The organism is Microbacterium sp. Cr-K20, from assembly GCF_000708325.1.
GTDB lineage: Bacteria > Actinomycetota > Actinomycetes > Actinomycetales > Microbacteriaceae > Microbacterium.
This window is the reverse complement of the sequence record NZ_JARE01000048.1, coordinates 37,932-57,244: the sequence shown is the minus strand read 5'-3', so window position 1 is coordinate 57,244 and position 19,313 is coordinate 37,932. Positions and strand designations below refer to the sequence as shown.

Annotated in this window: 21 protein-coding genes; 11 read left to right on the top strand and 10 right to left on the bottom strand. The window is 67.3% G+C overall.

Features of this window, described 5'->3' with window-relative positions:
- Positions 1-207 precede the first annotated feature (207 nt).
- Positions 208-1,230: a LacI family DNA-binding transcriptional regulator gene (locus tag GZ67_RS0110750; protein WP_029263964.1), complete on the bottom strand. Its 1,023-nt coding sequence runs from the start codon at positions 1,228-1,230 to the stop codon at positions 208-210.
- 242 nt (positions 1,231-1,472) lie between these two features.
- Between GZ67_RS0110750 and GZ67_RS0110745 the strand changes: the two genes are divergently transcribed.
- The 5 genes from GZ67_RS0110745 to GZ67_RS0110725 all read left to right on the top strand — a co-directional run bounded on the left by GZ67_RS0110745 (position 1,473) and on the right by GZ67_RS0110725 (position 4,964).
- The gene (locus GZ67_RS0110745; protein ID WP_029263965.1) at positions 1,473-2,660 is read left to right on the top strand and encodes a MalY/PatB family protein; all 1,188 of its coding nucleotides are present in this window, start codon (positions 1,473-1,475) and stop codon (positions 2,658-2,660) included.
- A gap of 95 nt (positions 2,661-2,755) precedes the next feature.
- Entirely contained in the window at positions 2,756-2,983 is a 228-nt protein-coding gene (locus GZ67_RS0110740; RefSeq protein WP_029263966.1) for a DUF2188 domain-containing protein, read from the top strand.
- Complete coding sequence (locus GZ67_RS0110735) at positions 2,980-3,750, top strand: 3-keto-5-aminohexanoate cleavage protein (protein ID WP_231481776.1); 771 nt, start codon at positions 2,980-2,982, stop codon at positions 3,748-3,750. Before GZ67_RS0110740 ends, GZ67_RS0110735 begins: the two co-directional genes overlap by 4 nt.
- A 35-nt stretch (positions 3,751-3,785) precedes the next feature.
- Entirely contained in the window at positions 3,786-3,944 is a 159-nt protein-coding gene (locus GZ67_RS20565) for a hypothetical protein (protein ID WP_156027153.1), read from the top strand.
- Positions 3,945-4,040: 96 nt separating this feature from the next.
- A complete protein-coding gene (locus tag GZ67_RS0110725) occupies positions 4,041-4,964 on the top strand; it encodes a hypothetical protein (RefSeq protein WP_051662482.1) in 924 nt (307 codons plus the stop codon).
- On the opposite strand, the gene GZ67_RS0110720 is transcribed toward GZ67_RS0110725, so the two are convergent.
- Positions 4,947-5,777 carry an alpha/beta fold hydrolase gene (locus tag GZ67_RS0110720; protein ID WP_051662481.1) on the bottom strand — a complete coding sequence of 277 codons (831 nt, stop codon included), beginning with the start codon at positions 5,775-5,777 and terminating at the stop codon, positions 4,947-4,949. The genes GZ67_RS0110725 and GZ67_RS0110720 overlap by 18 nt on opposite strands.
- Positions 5,778-5,852: 75 nt before the next feature.
- Between GZ67_RS0110720 and GZ67_RS0110715 the strand changes: the two genes are divergently transcribed.
- Positions 5,853-8,501 carry a hypothetical protein gene (locus GZ67_RS0110715; RefSeq protein ID WP_029263970.1) on the top strand — a complete coding sequence of 883 codons (2,649 nt, stop codon included), beginning with the start codon at positions 5,853-5,855 and terminating at the stop codon, positions 8,499-8,501.
- Between the two features lie 15 nt (positions 8,502-8,516).
- Here the strand turns inward: GZ67_RS0110715 and GZ67_RS0110710 are convergent, their stop codons facing one another.
- Complete coding sequence (locus tag GZ67_RS0110710; RefSeq protein WP_029263971.1) at positions 8,517-8,900, bottom strand: VOC family protein; 384 nt, start codon at positions 8,898-8,900, stop codon at positions 8,517-8,519.
- A gap of 68 nt (positions 8,901-8,968) precedes the next feature.
- Here GZ67_RS0110710 and GZ67_RS0110705 point away from each other — a divergent pair, with 68 nt between their 5' ends.
- Together GZ67_RS0110705 and GZ67_RS0110700 are read left to right on the top strand one after the other, a co-directional pair.
- Positions 8,969-9,289: a hypothetical protein gene (locus tag GZ67_RS0110705; RefSeq protein ID WP_136025686.1), complete on the top strand. Its 321-nt coding sequence runs from the start codon at positions 8,969-8,971 to the stop codon at positions 9,287-9,289.
- A 121-nt stretch (positions 9,290-9,410) separates the two neighbouring features.
- Positions 9,411-9,704 (top strand): hypothetical protein, encoded by a 294-nt coding sequence (locus tag GZ67_RS0110700; protein WP_136025684.1) that lies wholly within the window; start codon positions 9,411-9,413, stop codon positions 9,702-9,704.
- Positions 9,705-9,824: 120 nt separating this feature from the next.
- Here GZ67_RS0110700 and GZ67_RS0110695 read toward each other — a convergent pair whose 3' ends face one another.
- Positions 9,825-10,826: an SDR family NAD(P)-dependent oxidoreductase gene (locus GZ67_RS0110695; RefSeq protein WP_029263974.1), complete on the bottom strand. Its 1,002-nt coding sequence runs from the start codon at positions 10,824-10,826 to the stop codon at positions 9,825-9,827.
- Between the two features lie 75 nt (positions 10,827-10,901).
- Here GZ67_RS0110695 and GZ67_RS0110690 point away from each other — a divergent pair, with 75 nt between their 5' ends.
- On the top strand, positions 10,902-11,471 hold the full coding sequence (locus tag GZ67_RS0110690) for a TetR/AcrR family transcriptional regulator (protein ID WP_029263975.1): 570 nt from the start codon (positions 10,902-10,904) through the stop codon (positions 11,469-11,471).
- A 33-nt stretch (positions 11,472-11,504) separates the two neighbouring features.
- On the opposite strand, the gene GZ67_RS0110685 is transcribed toward GZ67_RS0110690, so the two are convergent.
- From GZ67_RS0110685 to GZ67_RS0110665, 5 genes are all read right to left on the bottom strand, one after another.
- Positions 11,505-11,690, bottom strand: coding sequence for a hypothetical protein (locus tag GZ67_RS0110685; RefSeq protein ID WP_029263976.1), 186 nt, complete (start codon positions 11,688-11,690; stop codon positions 11,505-11,507).
- 74 nt (positions 11,691-11,764) lie between these two features.
- Positions 11,765-11,977 carry a hypothetical protein gene (locus GZ67_RS0110680; protein WP_136025682.1) on the bottom strand — a complete coding sequence of 71 codons (213 nt, stop codon included), beginning with the start codon at positions 11,975-11,977 and terminating at the stop codon, positions 11,765-11,767.
- Between the two features lie 570 nt (positions 11,978-12,547).
- Entirely contained in the window at positions 12,548-12,976 is a 429-nt protein-coding gene (locus tag GZ67_RS0110675; protein ID WP_029263978.1) for a phosphatase domain-containing protein, read from the bottom strand.
- 120 nt (positions 12,977-13,096) lie between these two features.
- Complete coding sequence (locus GZ67_RS0110670; RefSeq protein WP_197021084.1) at positions 13,097-13,630, bottom strand: DUF5067 domain-containing protein; 534 nt, start codon at positions 13,628-13,630, stop codon at positions 13,097-13,099.
- Between the two features lie 142 nt (positions 13,631-13,772).
- Positions 13,773-14,279 carry a DUF4188 domain-containing protein gene (locus GZ67_RS0110665; protein ID WP_029263980.1) on the bottom strand — a complete coding sequence of 169 codons (507 nt, stop codon included), beginning with the start codon at positions 14,277-14,279 and terminating at the stop codon, positions 13,773-13,775.
- Positions 14,280-14,350: 71 nt separating this feature from the next.
- Here GZ67_RS0110665 and GZ67_RS0110660 point away from each other — a divergent pair, with 71 nt between their 5' ends.
- A complete protein-coding gene (locus GZ67_RS0110660; protein WP_029263981.1) occupies positions 14,351-14,965 on the top strand; it encodes a MerR family transcriptional regulator in 615 nt (204 codons plus the stop codon).
- 38 nt (positions 14,966-15,003) lie between these two features.
- Here GZ67_RS0110660 and GZ67_RS0110655 read toward each other — a convergent pair whose 3' ends face one another.
- The gene (locus tag GZ67_RS0110655; RefSeq protein WP_136025680.1) at positions 15,004-15,321 is read right to left on the bottom strand and encodes a hypothetical protein; all 318 of its coding nucleotides are present in this window, start codon (positions 15,319-15,321) and stop codon (positions 15,004-15,006) included.
- Positions 15,322-15,710: 389 nt separating this feature from the next.
- Here GZ67_RS0110655 and GZ67_RS0110650 point away from each other — a divergent pair, with 389 nt between their 5' ends.
- Complete coding sequence (locus tag GZ67_RS0110650; protein WP_231481775.1) at positions 15,711-19,298, top strand: helicase-related protein; 3,588 nt, start codon at positions 15,711-15,713, stop codon at positions 19,296-19,298.
- Positions 19,299-19,313 lie beyond the last annotated feature (15 nt).

The window sequence follows — 19,313 nt, the reverse complement described above, 5'->3', positions numbered from 1 at the left end:
CGTGAGGGTGTCAACACCCGGCCGGATGCGGGGAGTTCCGGGCTCAGCGCACGGAGCGGAGCGACACCTCATCGGCGCACCTGCATGACCCCGCGGCCACCTGCATGACAGTGCGTCGGTAATCACTCATGCATCCGGCGTGGAGTCATGCAAGTGGTGTCCGGATGGAGCGGGTGCCCGGACGGAGGTGCCTGGGCGCGGAGGAGGTCAGCGCACGCTGCGGAGCGAGACCGGGAGCTCGACCTCGCGCGGCGCGGCGTCCCGGTCCCCGCCGTCGAGGCGGTCGAGCAGCAGGCGGGTGACCGTGCGGCCCAGTTCGCGGGGGTCGTGGTCGATCACGCTGATGGGCACGGGGGACAGCTCGGCGAGCTCGAAGTCGTCGAAGCTCATGATCTCGGGGAAGTCGGCCGCGGCGCGGGACCCGGCGTTGAGCTGGGCGCTGATCTCCTTGAGCGCGCCGATGGCGTTGCGGTTGTTGGCGCAGAAGATCGCGGTGGGCGGATGCTCGAGGCCGAGCAGTGCCCGGGTGGCTTCGCGGGCCTGGTCGACGGTCTGCTGGTTCGCGGCGACGATGCTCGGGTCGACGGCGAGTCCGCGTTCTTCGAGTGCACGCACGTAGCCGGCGTATCGGCGCTCACCGGTGAAGATCGACAACGCATTGCCGAGGTAGCCGATGCGGGTGTGGCCGTGGTCGATGAGAGCGATCGTTCCGCGGTACGCGCCGTCGTCGTCGGCGAGTACGACGCTGTCGACCGCGAGTCCGTCGATGCGGCGGGAGGCGAGGACCACGGGTACGCCCTGGCTCTGGGAGTGCGCGAGGTGGGCGGAGGTGGGGCCGGCGGGCACGACGATGAGTCCGTCGACGCGGCGGCCGAGGAAGTCGCCGACGAGGTCGGCTTCGCGCGCGGCATCCTCCGACGTGTTGCCGAGCAGGATGCGGCGGCCGGTGAGCGCGGCCTCTTCTTCGACGCCGAGTGCGAAGGTGCTGTAGTACGGGTTGGCGATGTTCGTGATCGCGACGCCGATGAGTCCGCTGCTGTGCCCGGGGCGGATGCTGCGGGCGTTCTCGTTGCGGTGGTAGCCGAGTTCGGCGACGGCTTCCATAACGCGCTGCTGCACGTCGGGTTTGACGTTGAGTCCGCCCGAGAGCGTGCGCGACACGGTCATGGGGCTGACGCCCGCTCGGGTCGCGACCTCTTTCACGGTCGGGCGGCGCGCTCGTTCGCTCATCACTGCCCTCCGAGGTGTCATGCCTGCGATCTAGGGAACGTTACCAGCGGGGTCCGGGATCCGCGGGGCCGTCGCGGGATGCCGCGCCCGTCGTCACGGACGGAAACGCGAAGTGCGACCACGGCGGGCCGTCCGTAGATTGGTCGGACCCCGCTGCGAATGGAGTTCCCCGTGCCCGAGATCCGTGCCCCGCACCTGTCCTGTACGGATGCCGTCGGCTGAGCCGGCGCGAACCCACGACCATGACCGCGCACGCCTCCCCGCATCCGTTCGACGAACGCACCCGCCTGTTCCTCGACCGGCCGCAGAGCCGGAAGTGGAGTCTGCACCCCGGTCGTATCGGGGCGTGGGTGGCGGAGATGGACTTCGGCGTCGCGCCCGAGATCGCCGCGGCGCTGCACCGGGCGGTCGACGATGAGAACCTCGGATACCTCTCACCGCCGCAGGCCGCGGAGCTGGGCGAGGCCACGGCGGGGTGGATGCGGAGCGAGTACGACTGGGCTGTCGACCCGGAGCGCGTGCATCCGGTGTCCGATGTGATGGCCGCACTCGGGGTCGCGGTGCAGGAGTACGCACCGGCAGGTTCGCCGGTGATCGTGCCGACTCCGGCATATATGCCGTTCCTGACATATCTGCCCGCGATCGGGCATCCGGTGATCGAGGTTCCCGGGGTCGAGGTCGACGGACGCTGGCAGCACGACCTGCAGCGCATCGACGAGGCGTTCGCCGCGGGGGCGCGGACGCTCGTGCTCTGCAACCCGCACAACCCGACCGGAACGATCGTCGGTCGGGAAGAGCTCGAGGCGATCGCCGAGGTCGTCGAGCGGCACGGCGGGCGGGTGTTCGCGGATGAGATCCACGCGCCGCTGCGCTACGACGGGGCGCCCTTCGTCCCGTACGCGTCGGTGTCGGAGGCGACGGCCGCGCATACGGTGACGGGGACGAGCGCGTCGAAGGCGTGGAACATCCCGGGGCTGAAGACCGCGCAGCTCATCACCTCGAACGATGCGGATCAGCAGCTGTACAAACGGTTCGGGTTCGCGGTGCAGCACGGGGCGTCGACCCTCGGTGTCGTGGCCTCGACGGCCGCGTATCGCGAGGGCAAACCCTGGCTGTCGGACGTGCTCGAGTACCTCGATGGGTCGCGACGGGAGCTCACCTCACTCGTGGCGGAGCATCTGCCCGGAGCCGTGTACCGGGTGCCCGATGCCACGTACATCGGCTGGATCGACACCCGCGCGCTCGGCATCCCCGGTCCGCCGGCGGAGTTCTTCCGCGAACAGGCCGGGGTCGTGCTCACCGAGGGTCGTCTGCTCGGGCACGGTGCGGAGGGCTTCGTCCGGGTCGTGTTCGCGACCCCGCGCCCGATCCTCGAAGAGGCGTTCGCGGCGATGGGCGATGCGGTGCGGCGGGCCGGCTTCGGCGGCTGAGGCGACCGGGTCGGACACGTCTGCGGAGGGTGTCAAGGGGCTCTGCGGGTGTCGGTCGTGTGCCGTAGAAAGGGAGTCGAGAGAAGGGATCCCGCATGGCCGCAGGTGATATCGAGACTTTCCATCGCAATGGCATCTGGTTCAACCGCATCGAGGGTGAATCGCAGACGTTGGGCGCGAGCTTCGAGACCGAGGCCGATGCGGTGAAGGCCGCTCGTGGTGCGGCGATGGCGCGCCAGGTCGCGCACACGGTGCGCACCGAAGAGGGTCCCTCGAAGGACGAGAGCGCGTACGAGCGGCACCCGCGCGACCTGATCGGATGAGCCTGCCGTCCGAGGGTGCGCGCGCAGCCGGTTCCGAGGGCCGGATGCTGTTGCAGGCATGTGTCAACGGCGCCAGGGATCCCGCGGAGCATCCGTGGTTGAGCCTCGACCCCGGCGTGGTGGCCGATGATGCCGCACGGGCCGTGGCGGCCGGTGCCCGCGAGGTGCATGTGCACCCGAAGGACGCGGCGGGGCGCGACAGCCTGACCGCCGACGATGTGGCCCGGTGGGTGTGGGCTGTCCGTCAAGCCGCGCCGGGCGTGCCGGTCGGAGTGACGACCGGGGAGTGGGCCGAGCCCGACGTCGAGCGTCGTCTGGCCGCGATCGAGTCGTGGACGGAGCTGCCCGACCACGCATCCGTCAACTGGCATGAATCCGGTGCCGACGAGGTGGCGGCCCTGCTGCTGCGGCGCGGGGTGGCGGTCGAGGCGGGGTTGTGGGATGCGGCGGGCTTCGAAGTGTGGAAGCGCTCGCCCGTGCGCTACCGGTGCCTGCGGGTGCTGATCGAGTTGCCGGACGAACCGGCCGAGACCGTTCGCGAGCACGCCGAGGGGATGATCGCGCACGTGTCGCTCGAGGAGCCCGACCTGCCCGTCCTGCTGCACGGTGAGGAGGGTTCGACGTGGCCGGTGTTCGACCTCGCGGTCGAGCTCGGCCTGGACTCGCGGATCGGCTTGGAAGACACTCTGCTGCTCCCCGACGGCAGCAGTGCGCCGGGGAATGCGGCGCTGGTGCGGGCGGCTGTGCAGCGGATGCGGGGAGTCTGACGCCCGGGGCGGCGTGGCTGCGGCATCCTGAGGCCATGTTCGGCGACAGCATCCTCCTCATCATCCTGTTCTGGTCGGCCGTGATCCTCATCGGCGTCCTCATCACCTGGCTGGTGATCTACTCGGCCGTGCGTGCGGCGCTCACCTCGCATCGGCAGGCGATGGCGCGGGACGGTCGCCCCGGTCAGGTCTGACGAGCGGTCGGATCGGCAGGCGGCGGTGCCGTCGTCTGCGCGAGGATTCGGTCGTGCCTTCCCTGAGCGGCGGGCTCCGTCTGACAGGGTCTCCCCATGACCGAAATATCGCCACCCGTCGATGCGCGCGCTCGCGCCCTGCCCTTCGCGATCGGCGTCGGCGGGGGTGTGCTGGGGATTCTGCCGTGGTTGATCGGCGGCGGCATCCTTCCGCTGCAGAACCTCTGGGCGTCGGCGACGATGCCGGAGGACATGCCGTTCGTGCTGCTGCCGCTGAGTCAGTACTTCGTGACGCTGCTCTTCTCGTTGTTGCTGCTCGGAGGGGTCTTCGCCGGGTTCACGGTGCACTTCGTGGCGCGCCGTCGTGCGATCGCCGTGTGGCCCGCGGCGCTCGGGGTGCTGCTCGTGCACGTGATCGCGGTGGTGCAGAGCTTCGCTGTGCTGGCCGGCGGGCTCGGGCTTGGTCGCGGTGGCGATAGTCGGGTGACGCTCTACTTCGCCGGGCTCCTCGGCGGTGTGGTCGCGGCGATTCTCCTCGCGCAGCTGGGCTTCTGGATGACATCGCGGCGGTCGGTCGGCGTTGTCGCTCTCGGTGTCGTGCTCGCGGCGGTGCCGTTCGCCAACTGGGTGGGCCGCTGTTTCCTGGCCGTCACAGGCGACGCATTCCCGCCGGTATTCCTGCCCTATCTGTCGCCCTGGCTGCCGGCGATCGTCGTCGGTGCGGCGCTGGTGTGGTGTGGAGTGCGGCCGGCCTGGCGGATCGTGGTCTGGGTGGTCGGTCTCCTCGCGGTGTGGGTCGTACCGGCGCTGTTCACGGCGATCCAGTACGGACTCGGCATGCGGGTGCTCGACGGCGACGTTCCCGAGATGATGAGGGCGTCGGTGGGAGTGTTCCCGATGGTGCTCGCCGAGGTGTGGCAGCCGGTGATCGTGGCGCTCGTGATCGGCGTGGTCGGCACGGTGGTGCGGATGATCGTGGAGCGGGATCGGACGCCGGCAGAGTCAGCGCGCATCCAGTGACTGCCAGAACTCCACGATGCCTGCCGCGAGCTCCGCGGGCTGCTCGACCGGCACGAGGGTGCGCGCGCTTTCGATGACGAGGGTCCTGGCGTCGGGGATCCGGCTGGCTGCGGCATCCATCACCTCGGGCGTCCATTCGCCGCGGTCGTCGCCGGTGATGAGCAGGGTGGGCGCGGTGATCCGCGGCAGGCGGTGCGAGGCGTCGCCGCGGTTGATGATGAACGATGTGACGGTGGCGGCGATGCTGCGACGCGGGGCGCGGTTCAGGGCGTGATCGATGACGGCAGTCATCGATCGGTCCTTCGCGTGCGGCGGGATCAGCTGGGCATCGTGGATCACGTGCCGGAGGTGGGCGATGGGCCCGAAGTGGGCGAGGATCTGGTTGGCGATGATGAGCTTGATCCGGAACACCGGGTCGATCGGCTCGACGGGCGAGCTCACCGCGACCAGGGAGCGGACGGTGTCCGGGAAGAGCGCGGCCATGGTCATCCCCACGTGACCACCCCAGGCCGCACCCACCCAGTCGACTCGTCCGTCTCCCCCGAGTTGCTCGATGATCTGCGCGCCGGCTTCCGCGCACTCCTCGATCGAACTCACCCGCGACAGCGGTGTGCTCGCGCCGTAACCGGGGCCGTCGAGCACGACGAGCGTCCGGTGCAGGGCGAGTGCCTCGACGACTGAACCCCAGGAGTCGCCGTCGACGAACATGCCGTGCCACAGAACCGCGTAGGGGCCACTGCCCATGACGGTCGCTGCGATGTCGCCGAGCGAGGTGCGGAACCGGGTCTGAACAGGGGCATCTGTGTGATTCATGTCTCCAGCCTGGGGGTCGCACCCGTCCGCGATCCGGGGTCTCGACCGATTGCAACGTTCGTGCAATGATCGGCTGTGGCCACCGCGCGCGTGCAGCTTCTCGACCGGATCGACGTATCCGTCGACGGCACCCGAATCGAGATTGGGGGGCCGCTTCCTCGCGGCCTGATCGCTCGGCTCGCTCTCGAGCGCGGCGCGCCGGTCGCTCTGGACGACCTGATCGATGACCTGTGGGCCGAGCCGCCCGCGCAGGCGCGGACGACCGCGAGGGCGTACATGTCGCGCCTGCGTTCGACGCCTCTCGGCCTGTGGCTCGAGGGCGGGCGGGGCGGCTATCGTCTCGTCGACGATCTTGGGATGGATGTCGACCTCTGGGCGTTGGGGGATGTCCTGGCCGGGGCCTCCCCGCCCGACTCCGAAGAGGTGCGATCGCTGCTGCTGCGGTGGCGGGACGCGCCGCTGCAGGGGATCGGCGATCCGCCCTTCGCCGCTCTCGCTCGCGCGCGGGTGCGGAGTGTCGTCGACAGGGTTCGGCTGCTCGGTGTTCGTGCCGACCTGGCTGCCGGCGACAACGCGCGTGCGCTGGTGACGCTGCAGGGTCTGCGCGCGGCGCATCCCGATGACGACGACGTTCTGGCGTTGCTGCACACGGCGCGGGCGCGGGCCGACGCGGGGGATCGAGCGCTGGCGCGCCTGGGCGGTGGTGCGGTGTCGGAGCGTGACCGCAGCCCGGGCGCTCACTCGGTATCGAACCTCGCGGCGCACGCGGGGCGCATGTTCGGTGTGCCGGCGCCGATCGCCCCGATGGTGGGGCGTCGGGAGGAGCGTGCGGCGCTGACGGCCGCGCTCGATGTCGCGCGCCTCGTCACACTGACGGGCGCCGCGGGGGTGGGCAAGACGAGGCTCGCGGTCGATTGGCTGGGCAGTGACGCGGTCGCCGGCGAGGACTACATCTGGTTCGTGAACGTCGGAGACGAGGTCGATGGCACCGTCGCGCCGGTGATCGCGTCTGCCGTCGGTGCCCCGGATGCGGCGCCGGAAGCGATCGCGGAGCATCTGGCCGACCGGCGCGGCATCCTCGTGATCGACGGGGCGGAGGGGGCAACCGCCGAGGTGGCAGCCGTCGCTGTGGCCGTACTCGCGCGAGCGCGCGGACTCGCCGTGCTGTCGACGTCGCGGCGGACACTCGGCGTTCCCGGCGAGAGTGTGTTGCGGGTCGATCCTCTGCCCGCGGCGGACGCGCACGAGCTGTTCGAGACGAGGCTCCCTCCGGCGGCGCGCGCGGCGGATGCCGTCACGATCGGCCGGCTCGTCGACATGCTGGGCCGGCTGCCGCTGGCGATCGAGCTGGCGGCCGCGCGGACCGCCGTGATGCCGCTCGCCGAGGTCGGCGATTCGATGCTGCGCGAGATCGACCGGTCGGAGGAGGCCGGCGAACCGCGGTTGGCCGCGGCCCTGCGGTCGTCACTGGCGCTCCTGACGAGCGAGCAGCACGACACTCTGCGCTGCCTCGCCGGGTTCGCGGCGCCGTTCACCCGCGGTGCCGCCGCGGCCGTGTGCGGGGAGAGGCCGCGTGATCGCGACCTCGATCAGCTCGTGTCGTTCTCGCTCGTCTCAGCGGAGGAGGGAGAGGCGGAGCCGGTCTTCCGCGTGTCTCCGCTCATCCGGCGGGCCGCCGCGGGCGGTGAGACTCTGGATGAGCAGTGGTATCGGCGGCATCGCGCATGGTTCGCGTCGCAGGCTGCGGAGGCATCCGTCGCTCTGACGGCCGAGGGATCCGGGGTGGTGATCTCTCGGCTGCGGATCGAGTGGCCGGATGTCGTGGCCGCGTTCGACTCCGCGGTGCTCGCCGACGACGGGGAGACCGCGGCGACCATCGCCGGGGGTCTGCTCTGGTTCGGCGTGCGAGCGGGGAGGCAGCAGGAGCTGCTCGAGATGGTGCGCCGGGCGTCGGCGCTATCAGCCGCTCCTTCCCTCGAGGCGGCGCTGAGTCTCACGAGGGGGTTCCTCGCGTATCAACTGGGTCAGATGTCCGAGGCGGCGACGTGGATCTCGGCTGCGCGGATCCCGGCGGAAGCTTCCGGAGATCGTGCGCTGCGGGGACTCGCCGCGGCGTTCTCCGCCTACCTCTTCACGCTCAGTCCGGAGCCAGCGGGTGACCCGGTAACGGAGGTGGCGGTCGCGCTCGCCGACGTCGATGAGATGCCGGATGCGGCGGCGGCGATGATCCTGCTCATCACCGGTCAGGTGCATCGGGCGTCGGGGCGATCGCGGGAGGCGATTGAGCTGCTGGGCCGTGCCGGGGCGCTCGCGTCGCGGTGCGGTCACGAGTGGGTGATGCTCATGGCGCCGGTGGTGGCGGCGAAGGTTCAGCTCGACCTGCGTCAGGGGCCGGCGGTGATGGCCACGCTATTGCCCGCGGTGCGGCGGAGCGCTGCCGGCGGTGATCCGGTGTCGCTCCTGATCGCCGTCTCGGTTGCTGCGGGTGCGGCGGCCGCGCTCGGTGCGGATGCGACGGGGGCGCGGATCATCGGAGCCGTCGATGCGATCGGCAGGCGCTACGGATTCGACCCTCGGGCCAACGAGCCTGCCGACTTCGAGCTGTATCGCCGCCGGGTGCGCGAGGGACTCACGGCGGAGGAGTGGCGGCGGGCGTATGCCTCGGGGCTGCTCTGCGAGATGGACGAGTTGGTCGAGATGGCGGAGACGCTCGTCCGGGTGTGAGGCAGTGAGCGGCTGTCAGTCGCTCTCGCGTTCCCACCCCGACCAGTCGGGGCGGTCGACGATGCAGAACCGGTTGCCTTCGGGGTCTTCCATGATCACGTAGTCGGCGTCGGCCGGGCGGTTGTCCCAGTGCACCTCGCGGGCACCCAGCTCGGTGAGTCGGCGCACTTCGGCGGTCTGGTCCTCGGCGTAGATGTCGAGGTGGATGCGCGGCGGCAGCACGCGTTCGGAGTGGTGCGCGTCGAGGGAGATGCATGGGGTGTCGGCGTCGCGGGGTTTCAGCACGACCCAGTCGTCTTCCGCCGGGTCGCGTTCGACGTAGTCGAGGGCGGCTTTCCAGAAGCGGGCCTGTGCGGGGAGATCGTTCACGCGGATCACGATCGATGCGAGCTTCAGCATGCGGTCGAGTGTAGGGGCGACGAGTGCGGGCCTCAGCCCCCTTGCATCCGTGTCGGTAGGGTGCAGGCATGGATGCGAAACAGGGTTCGGCGGAAGAGCGTTCGGTCGAGAGTGCTCAGGCTCCTCGCACATCACAGGAGGACACCCAGCGGACGACAGTGCGGCGCCTGTCGTGGATGCTCGCCTGGGGGCTCCCGCTGGTGGCGCTGATCGTCGGTATCGCGCTCACGAACACCGGTGCGATCGAGCAGTGGACGCCGGCGGGCGATGAGATGTACGACGTCATCATGCTCGCGGTGTGGCCCGCCGGGCTGGTTCTGCTCGCGGTGGGGGCCCTGGGGCTGACCGCAGCTGCGTTGACAGCGGCGGTCCTCACGACCAGACGCTGAGCCCCGGGTCTGGGACACGCGAAACGCCCTGCTGTGTGGGGGCCTTCCCGAAACTGTTGCCACCACGCCGACGACATGGGATCCTGGCCGCGTCGATTGTCAGGCTGATGGGGGAGAGAGCATGAGTGTCTCGGAGCAGAGGAGTGGGGTCATCCGCACCCGACCGCACGTGGTGAGTCGCCTCGTGGTCCCTGCGGTCGCCGCCGTTCTCGCACTTCTTGCGGGCATCGCGACAGCGGCGGTACTGCCGGATCTCACCATCCGCTACCTGAGTTTCGCGACGATGATCGCTGCGGTCCTCTCCGGTGTGGTCGCCGTGCGCCGCGGAACGGCGTGGGTGAGAGCCGTCAGCGCGATCGTCGCCGTCCTGACCCTCATGCTCGGGTCCACCTTCTTCGGCCTGACCTACTCGTAGACATCGCTCCGCCGTGGGGCGGGCACGGCAGTCGTCGTGGCGTGCCGAAAGGGTCTGCCTCGGAACACGAAACGCCCCCGCCGTTCGGGTCGGCGGGGGCGTTGGTTTCGCGGGTGCGGCTTACTGCACGGACCATCCGCCGTCGGAGGCGAGGATGGCGCCGTTGATGTTCACGGCGTCGTCCGACAGCAGGAACGTGATGGATGCCGCGAGATGCTCGGCCGTCGCGACCGTGGGGATCGCCTGCTGGAACGGGGCGAGGCGGCCGGAGCCGTACTCGGACATGTTCGGGGGCATGGGGATGCCGGTGGCGACGCCGCCCGGGGCGACGGAGTTCACGCGGATGCCCTTCGGCCCGTACATGAAGGCTGCCGACTTGGTGACGCCGATGATGCCGTGCTTGCTGGCCGTGTAGGCGTTGCCCGAGGCGTTGCCGCGCAGGCCGGCTTCGCTCGAGACGTTGAGGATGGCGCCGCGACCGGCGGCCTCCATGACGGGGATGACCGCGCGCATGAGCTTGAACGGAGCGGTGAGGTTGATCGCGATGACGCGGTCCCAGACGGCATCCGGGGTCTCGCCCGCGGGGGAGAAGTCGTCGTTGATGCCGGCGACATTCGCGAGGCCGTCGATGCGGTCACCCGCGGCGGCGATGACGGCGTCGATCGCGTCCTGCTTCGTGAGGTCGCCGGCGACCGTGACGATGTCGGCATCCGGCAGCTCGGCCTTGAGGGCGTCGAGCTTCTCGGCAGCGATGTCGCTGGCGATCACGCGTCCGCCTTCGCGGGCGATGCGCGAGGCGGTGGCCTTGCCGATGCCCGAGGCGGCGCCCGTGACGATCACGGTCTTGCCGGCGAAGCGGCCGGAGGTGACCTTCTCGTTCCAGCCCTCGGAGGCGTCGTCTTCGGGGATCTCGCCGCCGTTGGCTGCGCGCACCAGGTCGTCGACGACCGACTGGGGGAGCTGGCCCTGGCTCATCGCGACGAGCTGCTGCAGGGGCAGGCCCAGCACGGGGGTGAGGAGTTCGGGGTCGGCGCCGGTCTGCTCGAAGAGTGCGCGGATGAGGGGCCCGCCGGTCGGGTCGTTCATCCAGTCGCCGATGGTGGAGTGTGCGGTGAGGGCCATGCTCTTTCTCCTTGTTCGAGTTTCGCAACGGTGCGTCTACTTATATTCCAGTGTACGCCTGAGTACGCTCGAAAGGTGCCCCGTCCTCGTAGTGAAAAAGCCCGCCAATCCGTGCTGGAGGCGATGCGGCGCGCGCTCGCCGCCGACGGGTATGAGGCCGTGACGATCGAGGGTCTCGCTGAGTCGGCGGAGGTGTCGAAGCAGACGATCTACCGGTGGTGGCCGTCGAAGGCGGCGATCCTCGGTGAGGCGCTGCTCGAGGGGACGCTGCCAGGTGCAGACGTGTCGGTGCCGATGACGGCCGACCTCGGGGCGGATCTGCGCGCGTGGTTCTCGGCCATGTCCGCCGGGTTGGCTCGGCCCGAAGGCGTGGCGCTGGCGCGGGCGTTGATCGAGGTGACGGCGGCCGATCCCCAGTTGGGCTTGGTGTTGAACGAGCGGCTGGCGGCGCCGATCCGCGAGTGGGTCGCCGAGCGGGTGTCGCGCGGGCGTGCCGACGGGGACGTGCGGGTGGATGTGGATGCTGCCGCGATCGCGGACCAGTTCATCGCGATGGCGTCGTACTTCGCGTTGATCGGGCAGCCGTTGAGCGTGGAGCGGGTGGAGGAGACGGTGGTGCGGTTGCTGCGGGGGATTGCGAAGTAGGCGAACGGTGAATTCCGGCCCAGCGCTCTGTCGTCACATCTCTACGCGGGTCGCCCCGTCCGTCAGGCGCCACGGTACCGAGTACTCCGCATACTTCATGCCATTCGAGGACATGTGCTTGATCTCTTCGGCGAACGCCGCCGCATCCTCAGCGTTGTCGAAGACGCCGTAGATGCCAGCGTCATCCTCATCATCGAACACGATCCACACAGAGCTCATGCCTACATCCTCCAACGGGCGAGCATGACGGCAGCGGCAGCAGCAGCGATCGCGAATCAGTTCTGGATCCGGGATCAGGATTCGCTGGAGCGTCGTCCGCGCCAGTTAATGCTCACCACCAGAATCAACGCGCCGACGATGAGTGCGAGGCTTGCGAGCCAGAAGACCCACACGACGTCCTGGAACAGGGGCAGATTGGCGGCGACAGGGAGCGATCCGCCGACGAGGATCATTGCCACGACGATCGCGCGCTCGAGCGCAGTGCCGCGGACACGTTGAGTCGTCACGAGATCATCACCTTTGCCACGCATTCCCCAGCGGCGGAAGGTTCGAAGATCGTCATTGTTGCTCCTTCGTTGATCGACCCCGCCCGCCAGATAAGACGCTATCGGTGTCCAGGGCGCTGAGCGAAGCGACGGTGAGTTGCCTGGATCCGCCGCGGTCGATGTATATCGGTATGTCCTCATATGTATGCTTTCATATCCTGCATGACACCGAGCGGGCAATCTAGGGACCAGCGCATGCATCTCGATCCATCGCGCGGTCGGCCTCGGTTGGTTGGTCGGGTGCGGAACTGCTGAGCCCGAAGCCATGCTCTACGTCGCGGTAGGAGTAGCTCTTCTCTTCTGGGGAGCGTTGGTTGGACGAGCGGGTCGAACGGTCGGCACTGTTCTCGCACTCATCCCCGTTGCGGTATGGCTGGGCTTCTCGGCGTGGTTCTGTTGGACAGACAGCCTTGATAGCCCAGCCGAAGATGCGCTTCCCGCGTACCTCGTGATCGGGCTAGTCGCCTTCGGCATCGGCTTGAACCTGACCAGTCGGTCCGTGGCTTCGCGGAGGCGTGCTCCCGAATCGGACTAGAAGTCCCCTTCGGCCACCTGGAAACAGATCAATCCGCGCGAGCGCCACATCTCGACCACGCTGCGGCGGTCGTCGACCACGCCGATGACCGTGAAGTACGGCTCGATGTGCGAGTCATAGATCTCGGCCTTGACGATGTTGTCGGCGCGCTGGTCGCCGGTGCGTCGGAGGAGCAGCCGGTCGAATGGGATCTCGTTGAAGGTCAGCCAGGCTTCGGTCGCGCGGCGGGCGGTCTGATCGCGACCCGAGACGATGATGAGGGCATCGACATCCGGGTGTGCGACGAGAGCCTGCGCGACCATGACGACCGGGTGGTGCGGGGTGTCGATCGCCACGTTGCGCATGTCATACGGCGAGCGATCGCCGATGAGGGCGAGGGTGCCGTCGACGTCGAAGATCCAGACGCGAGGGCGATCGGTGGGCATGGTGCGAGGGTACTGGGTCGGGGTGGTGTCGCTCGTCTCTCGTCCACCGCTTTGCCCTGCCGCGCACGAAGCCGCCCCCCACGCATCGGCGGGGAGCGACTTCGATCGAGGCGCAGCTAGTCAGTTCAGCGTGAAGGTTGCGCGGCCGATCTCGCTCATGCCGAGGTCGTTCGATGCAGACAGCTCGACCGGCGTGGTTTCATCGTCGAGCTCATACGCCACGGCGTTCGCGACCGTTCCGCCCTGCTTGATGTCCTGCAGCTGAGTGTCGAGGAACTGCTGGTCCGGGAGCATGCCCACGTTGAGTTCGTTGACGGTGTCGGGGTCGTTGTCCTGGAAGGCGGTGAAGGTGCCGATCCAGCTCGTCGTGGGATCGATGAGGTCGTCGGAGGTGTTCGTGACCTCGTACCAGAAGGCGATCACGGGCTTCTCGCCGTACTCGTTCCCCGGTTCGCCGACGCCGATCTTCTTCACTTCGGTGATCTTGATCGTGTACTCGGGAAGAGTGAGCACGTTGTCGACGAAGGACTCGGTCGCGGTCTCTTCCGCCACCGGGTCCGACTTGACCTCGGTCGTGGACTGGGGTGCGGGCGCCGAAGCTTCTGGCGCGGAGCACCCGCTCAGGGCCAGCATGGCGATGGTGCACGTGATCACGGCAAGCTTCAGTCTGTGTCGACGCATTGGTCGGTCCCCTCCGGATGGCGAGCGACCGCCCTGGTTGCTCAGCAATTGTTCGTTTGAGGCTCACTGTATCGGCTCCGCTGGACCCGGCTGCGCCACGGCAAGTGGCGGTTTTCTAGGGCTCGGCGTGCTCTCGTTCGGCGACCGTCCGCCCCTCCGCGAACCGCGCCTGCGCCCTGTCCTGACGGCGCGGCACCTCGACGAGCTCCGTCGCCTTCGGTAGCCCCATCGGCTTCGTCGAGACGTACACGCTCTCGGCGGTGTCGACGCGGAAGGTCTCGTGCCAGACGCCGACCGCTCCCGGAGCCTTGCGGGCTGCGCGGTTGAAGGCGGTCCAGGCGGGGCGGTGTTCCTGGTTCGGGCTGGATGCGTAGGCGTAGAGCTTGTCGACGGAGGACCAGTACTGCACGACGTAGGGTCCGCCCGAGCCGAAGAGCAGGTGGTAGCCGAGCATGCCCGAGTCGTGGTCGGTGCTGAGTTCGCGCAGCATCCCCGGCATGGCGAAGAAGGCCGGCATCCATAGGTCGGGGCGCCACCAGTGGTTGATCTGCATCCCGATGTGGAACACGACGAGCTCGCCCTCGTGGCGGTGGGTCATGCGGCCCGTGATGACTTTCGCCATGATGTCTCCCTGAATTGGATAGCTTCACTATCCATAATGGATAGCACTACTATCGAAGTCAAGAGGTGGCCATGAGAATTTCCGAACTGTCAGCCCAGACCGGCGTGACCGTGCCGACGATCAAGTACTACCTGCGCGAGGGGCTGCTGCCCGAGGGTGAGCGCAGCGCGCCGACTCAAGCCGCGTACGGCGAGAAGCACGTGGAGCGGCTGCGGGTGATCCGGGCGCTGCTCGACGCGGGGGTGAGCATCGCCGAGACGCGGCGGGTGCTGGCCGCGCTCGATGAGCCTCCGGAGAACGCGCACAACCTGCTCGGGATGGCGCATGCGGCGATCACTCCGCCGGTGGATGAGTCTTTGGATCTGACAGAGGCAGAGGCTCTTGTCGCGGGGCTCGGGTGGAAGCCTGGGATGTGCGACGAGGCGGTGCTGTACGCGGTCGCGCGGGCGCTGCAGGGGTTGGAGCGCGTCGGGTTCACCGTTCCGGATGCGGCGATGAAGGAGTACCTCGCGAGCATGCGGCGGATTGCGGATGCAGAGATCGCGGGGGTGCCGGAGGAGTCCGCGGAAGCCGCGGTGCGGTACGTGGTGTTGGGGTCGGTGTTGGTGGAGCCGTTGTTGTTGGCGTTGCGGCGGGTGGCGCAGCAGGTGAGCTCGGGGGAGCGGTTTGGGGGGAGCGAGGGATAACAGCCAGTTGGGTGCCGCTGGCTACCTGAGTTCGCGCTCTACAGGTTGTCGATCCAGGTATCTTCGTCGCGATCGTCCCATGAGTTCCCGGTGGACTTCTTCGATCGAGACTCGATCCGGCTCCGCAATCGGGGTATGAGAGTGAACGCGTGCTTCGAAGTTAGCTCGGTCACGGACTGAAGCCGCACGCCGATGAGCACATCAACAAGGTCGAACTGCTCTCGTGCGGTCCCGATGCCGAGTGCAGCGAACATCGTGCGGATCTCTTCTCGCTGCTCAGGCGTCATTGGCCGATTTGTCGGGCCTGCAACGGGTGTTTCAGTAGACAGGGAGGATAGATCGAAGAGCTCTGACATCGTCGACCATTCTTCCGGGCGACGGACTCTCGATCAAGCCTCGAAGCGACCTGTCAAGTAGTCCAATGACGCCGGAGGGCCAGCTCTTCCGCGACGGAAGCGATCGCTTGAGTCGCAAGGCGGCGCGGGCGACTAGACCCGATAGTCTCGGAGATATCCGGGGAGATCCGGTACCACCGCGGGGAGAAAAGCGTGCCTACATCGTGGCTTAACAGCGATGCCGTCGCGTATGGCTCTGGTAGGTCGACGAGAAGACCCATGCGGCGACGCGAGGCCGAAGATTTGCACAGCGGAGGTTGTGGGCCGACCCAGTAGCCGGCCATGCTGAGCGCGATGTCGGTGGCCAGACATATCCTGATCGACTTGCCCAGATTCGGAGGAGGAGCGAAGTGGATGAAGCCACAATGACGCCAGCGGCGTTGAATGCAGGCCAGCGCATCCGCGGGCTCGTCCCCGGTGGCGCAGTCACACTGATCGCAGTAGACGCCATCGATGATGCCCTCTTCGAGATCTTCTACCGGGAAGACTCTGGTCGCAGTGGCGCACGGACTATGACCGACGTCGATATCGCTCGGCTCGAACTTGCGCGCGACCACGACGAAGCTCCCCCCTTCGATGGAGACCCCGACGAATTCCGTCTGGCCGCCGAAGCGCTGCGGATCAAGTATGCAGCGCTCTACGACCCGATGGCGGCGGTCAACAGCTCAGACGTCGACCCGCTGCCGCACCAGATTCGTGCCGTCTACGAAGAACTACTGCCACGAATACCCCTTCGGTTTCTCCTGGCCGATGACCCAGGCGCAGGCAAGACAATCATGGCCGGCCTCTACCTTAAAGAGCTGATCCTGCGATCCGACTGCGACCGTGCAATCATCGTCGCCCCCGGGGGCCTCGTTGAGCAGTGGCGCGAAGAGCTTTCACAGAAGTTCGACTTGCATTTCGAGGTCTTCAATCGCCAGATGGTCGATGATGCGGAAGGCCGCAACGTCTTCGACCAGCACCCCTATCTGATCGTGCGAATGGATCAGGCCTCGCGCAGCGAAGATCTCATGGAGCAGTTGTCGGACGTGAGATGGGATGTCGCGATCGTCGACGAGGCCCACCGGATGTCGGCCCACTACTCGTCGTGGGCCGGAGAAGTCGACGAGACCAAGCGATTTCGTCTCGGCCGCCTGTTGTCTGAGACCGCACACAACTTCCTGCTCATGACGGCGACCCCGCATGCCGGCAAGGAAGAGGACTTCCAGCTGTTCATGTCGCTTCTCGACCGAGACAGGTTCGAGGGCCAGTTCCGCCAAGGCGTGCACCGCACCGATACCAACGGACTGATGCGGCGCATGGTGAAGGAGGATCTCCTCACCTTCGAGGGTAAGCCGCTGTTCCCCGAGCGCCGTGCCTACACGGTCGAGTACGAGCTCAGCCCCGCCGAACGAGACCTCTATGAGCAGGTCACGAACTACGTCCGTACCGAAATGGGACGCGCCGAGCGCATCGCAGCCGAAGGCGACAAGAAACGCGGCAACAACGTCGGGTTCGCTCTCACCGTGCTCCAACGCCGACTTGCATCCAGCCCCGAGGCAATCCTGCGCTCTCTCGAACGCCGCCAGCAGCGACTCGAGACGAAGCTTCGGGATATGCAGCGAGCAACCGACACAGCCCGAAACGGCTCCAGCATCTCCTCGCACATCGATCAGTGGACTACTGGTCGCACAGAGCTGGACTTCACCGAGACAGCGCTCCCGAACCTGTCTATCGACGACTTCGAAGAGCTCGACGACGAGACCACCGAAGACGAACGCGCCCGGTTCGAGGAGCAAGTTGAGGCGGTCGTCGACCTCGCGACGGCAGCCCAGACAATCCCGGAGCTGCGCGCCGAGATCGCGATACTTGAAGACCTCATTCGCACAGCGCGTCGCGTGCGTCTCCAAGACGACGACAAGAAGTGGGTCGAGCTGCGCGCGATCCTCGATGAACAGCTGCTCACGCACGCAAGCTCGGGCGAACCGCGGAAGATCATCATCTTCACGGAGCATCGAGACACACTCGACTACCTCCAGGCGAAGATTTCCTCGCTTCTCGGGCGTGCCGATGCAGTGATCACGATCCATGGCGGGACCAGACGCGAGGATCGCAAGGTAGCACGCGAGCAGTTCACCCATGATCCGGACACCGTCGTCATGCTCGCCACTGATGCGGCGGGCGAGGGGCTCAATCTTCAGCGTGCGCACCTGATGGTGAACTACGACCTGCCCTGGAACCCGAACCGTATCGAGCAGCGCTTCGGGCGTATCCACCGCATCGGTCAGCGGGAGGTCTGCCACCTCTGGAACATGGTCGCGAAAGACACCCGCGAAGGCGATGTCTTCACTCGGCTGCTCTCGAAGATCGACCAAATGTCGATCGCCTACAACGGAAGCCTGTTCAACGTCCTCGGCGACGCTGACGCCTTCCAGGAGCGCTCCCTGAGAGACCTGTTGATCGAGGCGATCCGATACGGCGACCGCCCCGAAACCAAGGCGAAACTCGACCACATCATTGACGCCAGCGTCTCGCACGGGCTCGACGACATGCTCGAAGAGCGCGCCCTTCACCCCGAAATGTTCAGTGCCCTGAACCTCGAAGAAGTCCGAGCCCGCATGGAGAAAGCGCGCGAACGCAAACTCCAGCCCGGCTACATTGCCGCGTTCTTCATCCCAGCCCTCGAACGACTCGGCGGCAGGATCCGCCGCCGAGAAAAGGGTCGCTACGAGATCACCCGCGTCCCCAGCCGCGTCGTCGACTTCGCGCGGCGGTTGAACAGGTGGGCGCCGGTCACAGAGCAATACGAGCGGATCACCTTCGAACTCGACAAGAAGCGCGTCGACGGCAAGGCGGAGGCGGCTCTTATCGCCCCGGGCCACCCGCTACTTCACGCGGTGATCGAAACGACGATCGACGACCTCGGTAGCGTCCTTAAGCGCGGCACCGTCCTCGTCGACCGAAGAGACAAGCAAGCAACTGAGCCAGCCCTGATGTACGCGGTCGAGCAGCGGATCCAGAACACAGCGTCCGAGCCCGATACAATCTCGCACCACTTTGACTATCCGCAGTACTCGAGCGACGGCACAGTCACCGTCTCGCCGGCTCCGCCGTACCTCGACTACGACCGGCCCCAGCCCGAGGAAGCTTCGCAGCTCCACGAGATCGTGGCGAGCGACTGGGCAAAGGCGAACCACGAGAAACTCATCCGTGCCCAGGCGTTCCGACACGGCCTCCAGCCTCGGATCGACGAGGTGAGGGCACGGTTGGAGATTGAGACCGCTCGAACTCGCGCCCAGGTGCAAGAGCGGCTCCTCGCCGAGATCAACCACTGGGATCGAGAGCACAACCGTCTAGACGCGCTTGAACGTGGCGGGACGGTCGGGCGTCTTCGGGCTGAGACTGCGCTCGTCCGCTCGCGCCAGCTCGATGACCGACTCGAGCATCGGATGCGCGAGCTCGACGAAGCCACCAATGTCGTCGCCCTCCCGTCCGTGGTCCTCGGCATGGCTCTCGTGGTGCCCAGCAGCATGCTCGCCTCGGAGGAGGAGCATCCAGCATTGTTTGCCCGGAACACCGAGGAGGTGGAGCGCCGTGCAGTCGAGGCAACGCTCTCAGCTGAGCGAGCGCTAGGTCGCAGACCACTCGAGATGGCTCGCAACAACCCCGGTTACGACATCCAGTCAACGGATGCCACTGGCCGCATGTTCTATATCGAGGTCAAGGGGCGCATCGAAGGCTCTGACACGTTCACAATCACCACGAACGAGGTCACCTTCGCGCAGACCCAGGGCGAGCGGCACAGGCTCTCACTCGTCAGCATCTCGCCCGCTGGACCTGCACATGACCAGATCCGCTATGTGACTGATGCGTTCGGCCACATGGAGCCTTCAGACACCACACGCTCCCTCAACGAGGAGTGGCGCGACTACTGGGATCGTGGCGAGGAGCCGCGATGACCGAGACCGCCACGA

Coding starts and splice junctions, on each gene's coding strand:
- GZ67_RS0110750 (WP_029263964.1), bottom strand. CDS start 1,230: ATGAGCGAACGAGCGCGCCGCCCGACCGTGAAAGAGGTCGCGACCCGA.
- GZ67_RS0110745 (WP_029263965.1), top strand. CDS start 1,473: ATGACCGCGCACGCCTCCCCGCATCCGTTCGACGAACGCACCCGCCTG.
- GZ67_RS0110740 (WP_029263966.1), top strand. CDS start 2,756: ATGGCCGCAGGTGATATCGAGACTTTCCATCGCAATGGCATCTGGTTC.
- GZ67_RS0110735 (WP_231481776.1), top strand. CDS start 2,980: ATGAGCCTGCCGTCCGAGGGTGCGCGCGCAGCCGGTTCCGAGGGCCGG.
- GZ67_RS20565 (WP_156027153.1), top strand. CDS start 3,786: ATGTTCGGCGACAGCATCCTCCTCATCATCCTGTTCTGGTCGGCCGTG.
- GZ67_RS0110725 (WP_051662482.1), top strand. CDS start 4,041: ATGACCGAAATATCGCCACCCGTCGATGCGCGCGCTCGCGCCCTGCCC.
- GZ67_RS0110720 (WP_051662481.1), bottom strand. CDS start 5,777: ATGAATCACACAGATGCCCCTGTTCAGACCCGGTTCCGCACCTCGCTC.
- GZ67_RS0110710 (WP_029263971.1), bottom strand. CDS start 8,900: ATGCTGAAGCTCGCATCGATCGTGATCCGCGTGAACGATCTCCCCGCA.
- GZ67_RS0110705 (WP_136025686.1), top strand. CDS start 8,969: ATGGATGCGAAACAGGGTTCGGCGGAAGAGCGTTCGGTCGAGAGTGCT.
- GZ67_RS0110700 (WP_136025684.1), top strand. CDS start 9,411: ATGAGTGTCTCGGAGCAGAGGAGTGGGGTCATCCGCACCCGACCGCAC.
- GZ67_RS0110695 (WP_029263974.1), bottom strand. CDS start 10,826: ATGGCCCTCACCGCACACTCCACCATCGGCGACTGGATGAACGACCCG.
- GZ67_RS0110685 (WP_029263976.1), bottom strand. CDS start 11,690: ATGAGCTCTGTGTGGATCGTGTTCGATGATGAGGATGACGCTGGCATC.
- GZ67_RS0110675 (WP_029263978.1), bottom strand. CDS start 12,976: ATGCCCACCGATCGCCCTCGCGTCTGGATCTTCGACGTCGACGGCACC.
- GZ67_RS0110665 (WP_029263980.1), bottom strand. CDS start 14,279: ATGGCGAAAGTCATCACGGGCCGCATGACCCACCGCCACGAGGGCGAG.
- GZ67_RS0110660 (WP_029263981.1), top strand. CDS start 14,351: ATGAGAATTTCCGAACTGTCAGCCCAGACCGGCGTGACCGTGCCGACG.
- GZ67_RS0110655 (WP_136025680.1), bottom strand. CDS start 15,321: ATGTCAGAGCTCTTCGATCTATCCTCCCTGTCTACTGAAACACCCGTT.